The 13544-nt window shown below is 66.5% G+C and carries 6 protein-coding genes; 1 reads left to right on the top strand and 5 read right to left on the bottom strand.

The features are described 5' to 3' along the window. Positions 1 to 274: 274 nt before the first annotated feature. Together ABWK72_RS18135 and ABWK72_RS18140 are read right to left on the bottom strand one after the other, a co-directional pair. Positions 275 to 580 carry a HigA family addiction module antitoxin gene (locus ABWK72_RS18135; protein ID WP_367870981.1) on the bottom strand — a complete coding sequence of 102 codons (306 nt, stop codon included), beginning with the start codon at positions 578 to 580 and terminating at the stop codon, positions 275 to 277. A 7-nt stretch (positions 581 to 587) separates the two neighbouring features. Further along, positions 588 to 800 (bottom strand): type II toxin-antitoxin system RelE/ParE family toxin, encoded by a 213-nt coding sequence (locus ABWK72_RS18140; RefSeq protein ID WP_367870982.1) that lies wholly within the window; start codon positions 798 to 800, stop codon positions 588 to 590. 167 nt (positions 801 to 967) lie between these two features. On the opposite strand from ABWK72_RS18140, the gene ABWK72_RS18145 reads away from it, so the two are divergent. Continuing rightward, entirely contained in the window at positions 968 to 1654 is a 687-nt protein-coding gene (locus tag ABWK72_RS18145; protein WP_367870983.1) for a lysozyme inhibitor LprI family protein, read from the top strand. 375 nt (positions 1655 to 2029) lie between these two features. On the opposite strand, the gene pbpC is transcribed toward ABWK72_RS18145, so the two are convergent. From pbpC to ABWK72_RS18160, 3 genes are all read right to left on the bottom strand, one after another. Next, the gene (gene pbpC, locus ABWK72_RS18150) at positions 2030 to 4285 is read right to left on the bottom strand and encodes a penicillin-binding protein 1C (protein ID WP_367870984.1); all 2256 of its coding nucleotides are present in this window, start codon (positions 4283 to 4285) and stop codon (positions 2030 to 2032) included. A gap of 322 nt (positions 4286 to 4607) precedes the next feature. Next, positions 4608 to 10427, bottom strand: a complete 5820-nt coding sequence (locus ABWK72_RS18155) for an alpha-2-macroglobulin (RefSeq protein WP_367870985.1) — start codon at positions 10425 to 10427, stop codon at positions 4608 to 4610. 699 nt (positions 10428 to 11126) lie between these two features. Then, positions 11127 to 13295, bottom strand: a complete 2169-nt coding sequence (locus ABWK72_RS18160) for a PQQ-dependent sugar dehydrogenase (protein ID WP_367870986.1) — start codon at positions 13293 to 13295, stop codon at positions 11127 to 11129. Between the last annotated feature and the right edge of the window lie 249 nt (positions 13296 to 13544).

Raw genomic sequence — 13544 nt, forward strand, 5'->3', positions numbered from 1 at the left:
CAAACGTTTCCGTAGTACGAGCCGTAATTTCGCGCGGTGATCTAACAGGTCCTTAACGGCATTGGCCTGAAGGCGGGACTACGTACCACGGGTCGCGGATCCTGCCACAGAGTGCGGAAACTACCTCTCCTCCACCTTGATCCGCACCTCCTGCTTCGCCCCGCTGCGCGTGTCCGTGGCATCAAGACATGCTGCCACCGGCTCCGGTTTCCCCGGTGTGAGCGCGAGGTTTGTCGCGAGGTGCAGTAGCGCCTCCGCGCGATCACCTCACTCCCTAAGCCGCCTGCGGCCGCACCTCGCGCCGGATCGTCTCTCCCTTTTCCCGCTCCGCGCGCCTCAACTCGTAGTCGGTCTGCAGATTCACCCACATTCCCGGAGCCACTCCGAAGTAGCGGCTCAGCCGCAGGTCGTATTCCGGTGTGCAGCGGCGCTTGCCCTGCTTCATCTGGGTGAGATGCGGTGCCGGGATGCCCGTGCGCCGCGCGATCTCTGCCTGCGAGCTGGTCTGTTCTTTCAGGGTCTCGCGCAGTGTCTCGGCGAAGAAGTTCAGAAGCGGGATCAGTTCTGGTTTCCTTTTCATGATCGGTTCAATGGTAGTCGAGGATTCGCACATCGCGGGCATTTCCGCTTTCCCAGCGGAACACTACCCTCCATTGCATGTCGACGCGAATGCTCCAGCAGCCCTTCAGGCTGCCGGACAAGGCCTCCAAATGGTTGGAAGGCGGCAAGCGAAGCTGTTCGATGTCGGTAATCCGGGAGATCTGCACGAGCTTCATCAGGGCGCGCGGTTGGATTTCCATCGGAAATTTCCGGGACCGTTCCTCCCGGAAATTCTGGCGGTCTCCTTGCAGGAGAAACTCTCGATCACGTCGATACGTTACCAAAAATGATAATGACGTCAAGAGGAGTCGGTACCTCCTTTCCGATCCGAATTGCGCTCCGCTCTTCCCTCGGCAGAATGCATCTCATGAAACGCGTGCTCGTGGCCTTCCTCTTCCTTACCGCCGTCCTTCGCGGCGATGACCTCTCCGCAGCCAAGGCCAAGTTCGCGGAGCAGGACAAGGCGCTCAACGCTGCCTATGCCGGGCTCAAAGGTAGCCTCGCGCCCGAACTCTTCGCCGACGTGCAGGAAGACCAGCGTTCTTGGATCGAATACCGCAACTTCATGAGCGAGGGCCAGGCGCGTGACGGTGAGCCCGAGACTTCCGTCGAGCGCTGGAAGATGGCAGCCGGCCTGACCGAAGAGCGCATCTCCTGGCTCCGGGCATGGGCCAAGCTGGAAGGCCGCAAGGGTTGGCCGGGCAGCTACTCGGATGGCCGCGGCGGGGTCCTCGAAGTGGCGGAGAAAGGCGGGAAATTCTGGTTCTCCCTTCGCGTCGTCCGCGGCCCTGGCTTCAACCTCGGCAAGCTCCGGGGGGAGTTCCGCGTGAATGGCAAGACCGGCTGGTTCGAGACCAAGGCCGAGGGCGAGAAGGCACCGACTTGGCTGACCTTCGTGGAGGACAACTTCCACCAAGGCCGGATCAAGGTCTTCCCCGAGAACGCCGGGCACTTCCACGGCATGCGCGCCTACTTCGATGGCAGCTACCTCTGGACCGGCGAGCTGACGGCGGATGAGCAGAAGAAGGTGATTGAAGGCGATCCGGAGGAGTGACGGGCAATCCCTTGACGCCCGCCATCATTGGTACGTAGTCCCGCCTTCAGGCTATGCCTGTAAGGATTCACCGGCAGGTGTCCGGAACGGGAGTCGCGTAGCGACCGTGGACTGCGGCAGCCCGCTGCCGCTGTAGGCAGGCAGCCTGCTGCCGTGAAGCACCTGGGATCTCCGGTTCCCGCTCCGTCCGCGGCTCGTTACACCCGGTGCTTCGCCTTTGCAGCGCCCCTCGCAGCAGGCTGCATCGGGACAGCGGCAGCAGGCTGCGCGCAGTCCACGGCGGCGGGGCCGCGGAAGGCACCTACCGGTGAAGTCCGCCTAAAGGCGGGACTACGTACCACGGGTCGCGGATCTCTACGCAAGGTTCGGAAACCCCTACCTCCCCTCCACCTTGATCCGCACCTCCTGCTTCGCCCCGCTGCGCGTATCCGTCGCTGTCAGAACGTGCTGCCCTAGACTCAAGCGCACCACCGGCTCCGGCTTCCCCGGCGTGAGGGCGAGGGTGCTGCTCGACCACTCCGCGAGCCCGGGCAGATTCGTCGCGAGGTGCAGGAGGCCGCCGTTCGGCAACTCCGGATCGAGCACGTAGGTGCTGCCCTCACGCGGCGCGAGGATGCGCAGGGGCACCGGCGAGGACTGCCCGCTCGCCAGTGCGAAATCCGCCCGCCGCCGGTTGTGCTCCGAGCCGAGCCACTCCGCATAGGTGAGATCGAGCAGCACCTTCCCGCTCTCATCCCGGTCCGAAACCGCAGACGGCAATGGCAAGCGGTCGGACGGCACCAGCATCGCCAGGCCATCGGGCGAACTCTTGCCCGTGAGGCGGTCCACCTTCACCTCCACCAGACCCTCTGGCTGCTGCAACCATACTGCCGCATGCCCGCGGTGCAGCCGCTCCACCGTCCGGTGAAACACCGGGCCGGCACCGGCGACGCCGGAGATGCCTTTCATGGGCGAGTTGTCGAAGTTCCCGGCCCACACGCCGACGGTGAATTCCGCGGTGTAGCCGAGGCACCAGTTGTCGCGGAAGTCGGAGGAGGTGCCGGTCTTCGCCGCACAGCGGAAAGGCAGCTCCAGCGGTCCACCGCGGCCGAAGGACGGTGCGCGCGCATCCGGATCGGAGAGGATGTCGGCGATCAGGTAGGCGGCCTGCCTCTCCATGAGGCGCTTCGCTGGCTCCTGCTCCTTGGTGGGAAAGAGTATCACCGGACGATGCTCGCCGCCGTTGGCGAGGCTCGCATACGCATTCGTCAGATCGAGCAAGCGCACCGGCGCATTGCCCAAGGTGAGGCCCAGACCATAGGCGCGGAAGTCCGGGCCGATGCTGTCGAGGCCGAGCGCGAGCAGCAACTCGTGCAAGGGCCGCGGGCCGCCGATCTCGTTGAGCGCGCGCATCGCCGGGACGTTGAGCGAGCAGGCCAGCGCTTGGCGGACGCTGACCGGGCCGCGGAAGGCGCGGTCGAAATTCTCCGGCGCGTCGAGGCCCTGCTCGGTGCGGAAGCGGGTCGGGATGTCGGCCACGATTGAGCCGGGATGCAGGCCGCCCTTCTCGAAGGCCAGCAGCCAGGTGAAGGGCTTGAGCGCGGAGCCGGGTGAACGCGGGGCCAGCGCGCCGTTGATCTGGCCGCCGTTCGGGTCGCGCCAGTTGCCGGAAGAGACGAGTGCGAGGATCTCGCGTGAGCGGTTGTCGAGCACCACCACCGCGGCGTGCTTGAGGTTCGAGCTGGCGAGCTTGGCCAGTTCCTCCCGCACGATCGTTTCCACGTCGGCCTGCAAGCCGCGGTCGATGCTGCAGCGCGGCTGCTCGCCCGCACCCCAGGTTGCCAGCGTGTCCGGCAACCACGGTGCGACCGGACTGTCGTGCAGCGGGCGTAGGCGCAGGGGCTCGGCAAAGGCGGCGGTGATGCGCGCCGGGTCGTGGGTGTCCAAGGCCGCGAGGCGGCGCAGCACGACTTCGCGGCGGGACAGGGCGCGCTCCGGATACTTCACCGGATTCAGGAAGCTCGGCCGCTGCGGCAGGCCGGCGAGCAGCGCGGACTCCGCCAGCGAGAGGTCGTGCAACGGCTTCTGGAAGTAGAAGCGCGCGGCCTCCGCCGGTCCGCTACGATGGTTGCCGTAGGGCAGGCGGTTGAGGTAGGCGATCAGGATCTGGTCCTTCCCCCAGGTCATCTCGAGCCGCCGCGCCAGCAGTGCCTCACGGACCTTGGTTCCCAGGCTGCGCGGAGCCGGCGGGGAGGCCAGCTTGATCAGCTGCTGTGTGACCGTGGACGCCCCCGAGACCGCGCGGCGGTTGAGCACGGCATCTTTCGCGGCCCGCGCCGTGGCCAGCAGGTCGACCCCGCCGTGCGAGCGGAAGCGCCGGTCCTCCGCCGCCAGCGTGCAGGCCACCAGATCCGCGGGAATCTCGTCGAGCGAGACGGGAGAGCTGCGCGTGAAGTCGGGCAGCACCAGGTGGTGCAGCGGCTCGCCATTGCGGTCGAGCAGCACGGGTGAGGCGGAGGGATTCTCCGCCAGTGAGGCAGGCAGGGTCAGGCAGAAGGGCAGCACGAACCAGCACAGCAGTCCGGCCACCACAGCTAGCCCCGGTAGGAGGACGCGCTTGCGACGGAGTCGGCTGCGGGGTTTCGGGGTCATGCGTAGCTAGGGGCGGGTCCCGCCACGGTGGTACGTAGTCCCGCCTTTAGGCGGACGAAGCGACCTAGGTGGCGCACATCTGGGGGACCGTTCGTCCGCCTGAAGGCGGGACTACGTACCCTTGGACGCGGGCTTGGAGGGATTGTTCCTGAGGATGCTGCCGCACCTTCAGGGGAGTACCTTATGGGGGTAACCTTAATGGGATTACCTTTGCGTGCCGTTCGGGGCACCGGGTGGTGTGCCGTCCGGGGCACCACCCGGTGCCCCGTTCCGGGGGATGGGGGGTGTCCCGGTTTGGGGGATGGGGCCATGAGCGCGGTGCTTAGAAGGCGCGGGAGGCGGAGAGGGCGGTGTTGTCCGGATCATACATCGACTCGACCTTGGCGGGCGGGGCGACGGCCTTGCCCTCCATGGTGCAGCGGGCGAGGTAGCTGACCACCTTCTTGCCGCCGGCCCAACTGCGGTCGTAGAAGAACATCGCGCGGTCGGAGCGGAGTTCGCTGTGCGAGATCGCCCAGTCGTTTTCCGAGGTGCGGCCGGCATTGCCGTTCGCAGCCTGGCTGGCGAAGTCGTTGTTCACGGCTTCGAAGATCGCGGGCAGGCGGTCCTCGATGACGAGGTAGCGCGCATCCCGCGCGGGCATCAGGACTTCCAGGTTCACCCGCACCAGGTCGCCGAGTTTGGCCTCGCCGAGCGGCTCGCTGGTGCCGTCCGCCTTCACGCGCTCGTAGAAGCGGGTGATCTCCATGCCGTTCTTGGCGACCGGGATCTGCGGGATCAGCTCGGGCTTCGAGGACAGCTTCACGCGGACGTGTGCGGACTCGTCGGAGCTGGCGGTGAGCTTCAGGCCGCCGGCCAGCGGGAAGTCCATCGCGATGGCCGGTTCGCCGGACTTGAGGACGATGGTCTTCGGGCCGTCGGCGGTGGCGAGGGTTACGGTCGCGGTTTGGGACTCGTCGTGCTTCTCGGCGTAGGTGGCGAGAGCGAGCAGGGACCAGGCATTCACCCAGGTCGTGTTCCAATGGCCGTAGGGATTGCGGTCGCGGATCAGCTGCTCCAGCGCGGCGGTGGCCTGAGGGGAGTCGGCGTCGATGGCCGACCAAGCGAGCAGCTCGAGCGCCTTGTCAGCCTCCCATGGCATCCACGAGTCATCCTTGCCGCGCATCTTGGTCTTGTCGCGCAGGAAGGCGGCGGGGTCCTTCATGCCGGCGCTTTGGGCGGCCAGGGCGAGCAGGGCGCGGGCGCGCGGGTTGAGGTCCGCCATGCGGTCCTTGAGAGTGTTGATGTAGGCATCGGGATGGCGCTTGGCGATGGCCAGCACCCAGGTCGCGCGCGCGGCGATTTCCAGCTCGTAGGGCGACTCCATCGTGCCGATGCCGCGCAGACCGGTTTCCAGATGATTGCAGAGCGCGGCGACCGCGGCGGGCGGCACCGAAGCACCGGACTTGTCCGCCATGATCAGGCCGAGTCCGGCGTAGGCGGAGGCCCATGGCAGGGTCTCGCGGTTGCCGGGCCAGTAGCTGAAGCCGCCGTCTTCCGACTGCATGCTGAGCAGGCGGTCCACGCCCTTTTGGAGGGCGGCCTTCACCTTCGCCGGTGGATACTTGGCGAAGGATGGCACCGCATCGCGAAGCTGTTCCACGGCGAGCCATGGCATCATCGCGGAGGTGGTCTGCTCGACGCAGCCGTAGGGGTATTGCAGCAGGTAATCGACCGAGCCCGCGGCCTCGCCGAGGAGCGAGCGGGAGAACTCGAGTTCGACCTGGCCGCGGCCGTTGAGGAGCTTCGGATCGAAGTCCTTGAGCAGGTCGAAGTCGCCCTTGGCGAGCTTCACCGACTTCGCCTGGCGGAGCAGAGGCACCGGGTAGGTGACCTGGAAGCGGGCTTCCACCTGGTCGCGGAGCTTGGTGGCGAGCACCGGCGTGAGCTCGGTGCCTTCCAGCGAGACCGGCTCGGCCTTCCAGGTGAAGACGGCTTCACCGGTGTTCCCGAAGTGGACCGGGAAGATCACCGGGGCGGAGCCACCGGGGGACAACGTGATGGTCTTCTCGCTCTCCGCGCCGACAAGCTTGGCGATCGGCTCGGAAGCGGCGGGGCTGGGGTTGAAGGTGATCTTCCAGGTGCCCTTGAACTCGGACGCGTTCTGGACCAGCGCGCGGATGTCCAAGTCATCGCCTTCGTTTGCGAAGCGCGGGGCCTGCGGCTCGATCATCAGCGGCTTGTTCACCACCAGGTCCGCAGTGGCATTACCGAAGCGGGCCTCGCCGTGGTGGACGATCGCCATCACCCGGTAGCGGGTCAGCGAGTCGGGCATGGTGAAGCTGGCGCTGAACTTGCCATTCGCATCCGTGAGCAGCGCGGGCTGCCAGCCGGCGCAGGGGTTGAAGTCCTTGCGCGCCTTCTGGGCGAGGGCCGACATGTCGCCATCGCCACCGCCGATGAAGAAGCCCTTGTTGAAGAAGCTCTGCTCGTCCGGCGATTCGGCAATGAACTTGTCGAGCGTGGTGCCGCAGTTCACGCGCAGCTCGCGCGGGTCGTAGAACCAGGCCATCGGGTCGGGGGTCTCGTAACCCATCACCGCGAGGGTGCCTTCATCCTCGGCGTAGAGGGTGACCTCGGCATTCGCGGCGGGCTTGCCATCGGCCAGCATGACGGTGCCGGTGAGGTCGAGCTTCTGGCCGGGGAGGACGCTGTCCTTCGGCACGTCGAGGTTCACGGCGAGCTTGTCGCGGAGGTTCTCCACCATCAGCTCGCAGTAGCCGAGCCGGAGCTGCGGTTCCTTGAACTGGCGGGAGCTGTCCTGTGCGCCCTTGATCACGAGCACGGAGACGAAGGCGTTCGGCGCATCGCCATCGCCGACCGGGATCTCGAGCACCGGCTTGTCGGCCTTGAGGTCGACCATGAAGGTGCGCAGGACCTTCTCACGCTCGACGGTGACGACGGCGGTGCCTTCGATCGGCGAGAGGACCAGCACGCGGGCGGTATCGCCGGGTTTGTAGAGCTTCTTCTCCGCGACCAGCTTGATGCGGACGCCGTCCTCGTAGGCCCAGGGGTATTCGTCGCCGCCGTAAACGTTGATCGAGGCGACGGTGGCGAAGGGGCGGCCCTGCGCATCCGTGCCGCGGAGTTCCACCTGGTGGAGGCCGGGCTGCTGCGGGGCGAAGAGGAACTCGGTGCCGTTGCCGCCGGCGAGCTTGAGGTCGGTGGTGGAGAGGTCCTCGCGGCGCGCTTCATTGCGGACCGCGCTGCCGCCATTGCCATCGGAGAGGCGGACCTGGTCATTGACCTCGCGGGAGAGCTTGGCCTGCACGGCGAGATCGCCGGCGAAGGATTCGCCCGACGGGGTGACCGCGACGATGGCGAGCGGCAAGCGGTCGCCGACGCGCACCAAGCGGTCGATGCGGGCGATGCCGACGTAGACATCGGCCGGGTGGACCGTGGTTTCGGTGCTCTTGCCGAGGGTCTGGCGATTGGCGTCGGTGACCTCGGTCGAGAGGGTCACCTCGCGGGCCATCGGGAACTCGGTGTCGGGGAGCTTGGCGGTGATGCGGGCGCTGCCGTCTTCCGCGAGCTCGGCCTTGCCGCTCTCGTTGTTCGCGCGGCGCGAGCCGTTGTCATCGTCCCAGCGGTAGCCGAAGTAGTGGTACCAGTAGCCGAAGTCCTGGGTGCGGTGGTCACCGAAGAGGTAGTCGCGGAATTTCTCCGGGTAGAAGTTGGTTTCCTCGATGTGGGTGTAGGTTTCCACGCCGCCCTTTGCGACCGGCTGGCCCTGGTAGTATGAGGCCTTGAGGGACAGGGAGACCTCCTTCGCGCCGGGCGCGGGCTGGTCGAGCGCGTGGGTCAGCTCGAAGGCATTGCGGCGGAATTCCTCGACGCGGAGCGGCAGCTCGAAGCTGGCGGAGGCCTGGAGCTGCGCGCGCTCCGACCAGTCTTCCATGCCTTCCAGCTTGGCAAGTTCCTCGGGGTATTCGAGGCGGATGCGGTGGTGGCCCGTCTTCTCCGCGGGCAGCTCGATATCGGCATCGAAGCCGCCGGCGGCGCTCAGGGTCACCGGGCGGCGGACGATCTCCTTGTTGGTGGGATCGACGACCACCAGCTCGGCGCGGGCGGGCGGCTGGGTGGTGATGGCATTGCCATTCTGGCGGCGGACGATGCCCTTCAGGTGGACGGTTTCACCGGGGCGGTAGAGGGAGCGATCGGTGAAGAGGAGGACCTTGCGGAAGTCCACCGGGGTCTGCTCCCAGGAGTAGCGGACCGGGAAGCGCCAGAGGCCGACGGTGGGCAGCGAGGTATCGTAGGCGATCGAGTAGCGGTCGGCACCGAGGACCGCCTGGAGGTGGCGGGCGGCTTTTTCGCGGGGCAGGCTGGCCATGCCGTCGGCGGCGGTCTTGGAGCGCTGGAGTTCCTTGGCGTCCTCGCCGAAGGTCACCAGCTCGACGCCGGGGAGCGGCTTGCCGGTGAGGCAGGAGAAGGCGAAGACGCGGGCCTCGCCATCGATGACCTTCCAGGCCAGGCCGATGTCGGTGAGCTGGATCAGGGCTTGGGCGACGGGCGCTTTGGCCGCGCCGCTTTCTTCTTCTTCATTCCCGGCAGCGGCGGGAGGGGCTTCTTCGCCCTCCTCTTCCTCGTCTTGATTCGGCGGGCCTGCGCCTTCCTTGGGTGTACCGGCGACTTCGAGGAAGAAGGCTGCGGGGGCTTTCTGCTCGGGCTTCACGGCTTCCGGCTCTTCCGGGAAGCCGAGTTGGAAGGGCTTGGCCTCGCCGGCGAGGACCTTGTTCCAATCGATGACGAGGGGTTGGGTGGTATCGAGGCCGTTCTCCAACGGGATCTCGAAGTCGGCGACGGTCTCGCCGCCCATCAACTCGTAGGGGATCAGGTTGGTCGGGGAGATGGCCTCGCCATTCGGGCCGGTGCCGGTGTAGTGGCGGTAGCCCTGCTGGGCGCGGATCAACTGCGCGGCATCGAGCTTCTTCACGCGGACATGGACCTTGGCGAGGTTCACGGTTTGGACGCGGTACTGGCGCATGCCGGCGGCGAGCTGGCTTTCATCCTGGCTCGGCAGGGCGAGTTCCGCGGCGAGGGCCTTGAAGTGGAGTTGCTTGGTCAGCGGCGCACCGAGGGCGCGGCCATCCTTCGAGGCGATCTCGCCGGCGATGGTGACGGTCCAGGCGTCTTCCCCGGAGAAGTCGCCGAGGAGGTGGATCTGGTCGTTCTGGACCTCGATGCGGAAGTCCTTCGGCTCCGGCTCGACGGTGACCAGGCCGGCGGGGAGATCGATGGGCATCTTGACGTTGAAGTCGGCGACGATGCGGCGCGGTTCATCGGCGATGACGACCGCATTCAGGCTCTCGATGGTGAGAGGATCGACGTTGCCGATGTGGCGGACGGCATCGGCGGGGAACTTGGTCTTGCCCTCGGCGTCCGGCAGGCCGGCGAGCATCGAGAGGCGCCAGTTTTTGCCGACCGGGAGCGGCTGGAGAGGCGAGACGACGAGGCCGTTCGGCAAGGCCAGCTCCGGCTTCAGTTCGCGCTCGGGCGGGGCCTGCTGGCCGCGGCGGGCGAAGCGCTCGCTCCACGAGTAGCCGAGGAAGCCGGGCTGCTTGAGGCGGGCGAAGGTGGCGCGCTCGGTCTTGGCGGCGATGCGCTTGCCGCCCTCGGCCTCGAAGAAGAGGAAGGGCGCGGCCTTGTCCGGGGTGACGTCGCCATTGAAGCGGAGGAAATAGGCGGGGGTTCGCGGGCTCCAGTTTTCCTCGTAGCGCTCTAACAGGGTGGCGTAGTCGACCTGGAAGGGATCGCTGGCGATGCGCGCCAATTCGTTGTTAGGGATCGGCGAGCCATCGACGTGGTTGTGGGCGCCCTTGAGCTTGAAGACGTAGGTCGCGCCGAGGACGGGCGGGGTGACGGGGCGGAACTCGAGGACATTGGTCTCCTTCCAGAAGAGGGTGCCATTCCAGGCGGGCTGGATGTCGAGCCAGGGGTTCTTGGCCTCCTTGCCGACGCGGTCCGGCTCGGCGGCGGCGCGGTCCAGGACGAGTTCAATGGTGCTCTCGGGCGTCAGGGACGTCGTCGAGATGTGGAGACGAGGTGCGGCGGAAGCACCGGTGATGCAGAGGCCCGCCAACAAGACGGCAATGGGGCGCATGGTCGTGAGGATGATGTTACGAGGCGATGGTTTATGGAAAACCGACGCCGCGGGACATGACAGACCATGGCGGGGGGGATTTCAACTTCGGGCTTGTGAAAATGCGGTGAGATGGGCCGAAAGGTGCAAAAGGCGCTGCTTGATGAATGCTTTCCGGGTGTGCGGGGGGAACGAAGCGCCGGTGAAATGGGTTTCTGAGAATAACGAAACGCAGAGGTCGCGGAGGTCGCGGAGAAGGGCGCGAAGTTTTTGGCTGGTGGACGCATAGTGTCGCGCCGCCCGTATTTCAGGCGGAGGGTGAATCGCCCGTGCTTCGTCCTCGGCAAGCCTGCGGATAGAAGAGCGATGACGAGTCTCCGCACTCCAGGGCGGCGGTGCCGCGAGAGCTGGCGGGCTGCCGGGGTGGCTTCGTCCGCCTGAAGGCGGGACTACTTACCCTTGGGGGCGGGCTTTTGGGGGTGCTTCCCGTTGCAGCGCCCCTTGCAGCAGGCTGCATCGGGACAGCGGCAGCAGGCTGCGCGCAGTCCACGGCGGCTGCGCCGCAGGGGGAGCGTTTTAGCGATGCGCTGGCAGTAGAAGAGAAGCGGTGAGGAGCTTCATGATCTTAAGCGAGGCGCAATGGCAGGCGGATCGATTCCAGGGAGTAGAATGCGAGCGGTGGCGGATTTTGTCTGCGCGGTGGCCCGGGAGGTATGGCGCTTACTTCGCGGGGAGGCGCTTGCGGGCGGGGCGGTAGCCGGGGGCTTCGGCGGTGACTTCCCAGGCCCCGCCGGAATCGACGCCGGCGGGTTGGGCGGCGAGAGTGAGCTCTCCTTCCGCGATGCCGCGGGTCTCGGACATGCCGGTGGAGAGGGCGAGGATGGCCTTGAGGATCGATGGGGCCTCGGCATCGGTGACGGCGACCTGCGGGGGCATGGGGATCTCCCCCCAGACGCCGGTGCCGCCGTTCTTGAGCTTGGCCTGGAGGTGGGCGGGTGCATTGGCGTCGCCGCGGTATTTCATGGCGACATCGAGGTAAGCGGGGCCGACGGAGGTTTTCTCGATCTGGTGACAGGCGAAGCACTGCTTCGAGACGACCAGCTTATCGATATCGGTGGGGAGTTGCGGGCCGCCGGCATCGTGGCCGGTGGGCGGGATGTAGCGGGCGCGGACGACGAGTTTCGCGGAATCGGATTGGCCGGTGACCTTGAAGGCGAGGAATTCGCCGAAGGCGGGCTTGGTCTCGGTGAGGGTGGTGAATTCGAGTTCGAGGGCGGGCGCGGCGGCTTCCTCGATGAGCGGGATGCGGGCGATGGCGACGGCACCCTTGGCATCGGTGGCGACGGCGCGGAGTTCGGAGCCGCCGCTGGTGGAGACGGCGAGGACGGGGCCGCTGCCGATCTTGCGCTCGGTGACGCCTTCGGTGAGCCACCAGCCGATGTGCGGGGTATCACCATCGGGATCGCTGGTGGTGGCGGTGAAGGTTTCGCCCTCGCGCTTGGCAGTGACGACCGGCGGCTTGTTGCCATCGGCGGGGAGGATGCGGCGGACGCGGCCATCGGTATTGAAGTACCACTCGGTGCCATATTCGAGCAGCCAGAGGGTGCCATCGGCGGCCATTTCGAGGTCCATGGGGTGCTTGAGATCGTCCATGAGGGGGGTGAGGGAGACGAGCTTCTCCTCCGCGCCGAGCTTGGCCTTCCAAATCTTGTTGCGGATCCAGTCGTAGGTCAGGAGGGTGTGGTCGTCGTCCTTGCCGAGGAGGTTGAACTTCCTACCAGGTTCGTAGTAGAAGACGGGGCCGGCCATGGCATTGCGGCCGCCCTCGCCGATGGTGGGGAACTCCTCGCTCTTGGCGTAGGGATACCAGATGAAGGCGGGATTCGCGGGCGGGAGGTCGGTGAGACCGGTATTGTGGGTGCCGGGGTTTTTCGGTGCGGCGGGGTTCGTCATCGGGCCGATCTTGCCGGTGGCGAAATCGACGATGGCGTAGGGCTTGTTATCCGCGATGACGAAGGGCCAGCCGAAGTTGCCGGCCTTCTTGGCCTGGTTCACCTCATCGTGACCGCGAGGGCCTTTCGGGCCGTCCTTGCTGGCATCCGGGCCGACCTCGCCCCAGTAGAGGACGTTGGTCCTGGCATCGATCGAGATGCGGTAGGGATTGCGGAGGCCCATGGTGTAGATCTCCGGGCGGGTCTTGGCGGTGCCCTTCGGAAAGAGATTGCCGGCGGGGATGTCGTAGCCGGCCTCGGTGGGGCGGATGCGCAGGACCTTGCCGCGGAGGTCATTGGTATTGCCGGCGCTGCGCATGGCGTTGGCATTGTCGTGGCCCTCGCGGTCGTCGATGGGCGCGAAGCCGTCGCTCTCGAAGGGGTTGGTGTTGTCGCCGGTGCTGAGGTAGAGCAGGCCGTCCGGGCCGAAGGCGAGGGAGCCGCCGTGGTGGCAAACGCGGTCGCGGCGGTCGGTCTTGACGTCGAAGAGGATTTTCTCGGAGGCGAGGTCGAGCTTGCCGTCCTTGAGCTCGAAGCGGGAGAGGCGGTTGAGGATCTCCTTGGGGTGGCTGTAGTAGATGAAGAGGCGGCGGTTGGTGGCGAAGGCGGGGTCGAGGGTCAGGCCGAGGATTCCGTCCTCGCGGGCCCAGTTGCTCTCGCGGTCATTGCCGCGGAGGGCGGTGACGGGGAGATCGCCGATTACGAAAAGGCCGCCGGTGGAGGGGCGGAGTCGCAGGACGCGGCCCTCCCGCTCGACGATGTAGACGTCGCCATCCGGGGCGGCGGCGAGCTCGATGGGGTCCTTAAGGACATCGGCGAAAAAGGTGCTTTCGAGTTCCGCGGCGTGGGTGTGGACCTGGGTGGCGGCGGCAAGGGTGAGGAGGGCGGCAGTGCGCATTGGGGGAGCTTACGCGATATGGCAAGCCGGGGTTTCAGATGACGTGGAATGACAGGGAATGGGGGGCGGACTTGGTGGATAGTCCCCCCCGTCCGGGTTAGAAGGATCGAGGCGGGACTTCAACGGGGGCACTCCGGTGAGCGCGGCTGGAAGGGTAGCTTCGTCCGCCTTCAGGCCAATGCCGTTAAGGACCTGTTAGATCACCGCGCGAAATTACGGCTCGTACTACGGAAACGTTTGTTTTGATTG

The sequence above is a fragment of the Luteolibacter sp. Populi genome, from assembly GCF_040801775.1.
In the GTDB taxonomy this organism is placed as follows: domain Bacteria; phylum Verrucomicrobiota; class Verrucomicrobiia; order Verrucomicrobiales; family Akkermansiaceae; genus Haloferula.

Coding starts and splice junctions, on each gene's coding strand:
- ABWK72_RS18135 (WP_367870981.1), bottom strand. CDS start 580: ATGAAAAGGAAACCAGAACTGATCCCGCTTCTGAACTTCTTCGCCGAG.
- ABWK72_RS18140 (WP_367870982.1), bottom strand. CDS start 800: ATGGAAATCCAACCGCGCGCCCTGATGAAGCTCGTGCAGATCTCCCGG.
- ABWK72_RS18145 (WP_367870983.1), top strand. CDS start 968: ATGAAACGCGTGCTCGTGGCCTTCCTCTTCCTTACCGCCGTCCTTCGC.
- pbpC (WP_367870984.1), bottom strand. CDS start 4,285: ATGACCCCGAAACCCCGCAGCCGACTCCGTCGCAAGCGCGTCCTCCTA.
- ABWK72_RS18155 (WP_367870985.1), bottom strand. CDS start 10,427: ATGCGCCCCATTGCCGTCTTGTTGGCGGGCCTCTGCATCACCGGTGCT.
- ABWK72_RS18160 (WP_367870986.1), bottom strand. CDS start 13,295: ATGCGCACTGCCGCCCTCCTCACCCTTGCCGCCGCCACCCAGGTCCAC.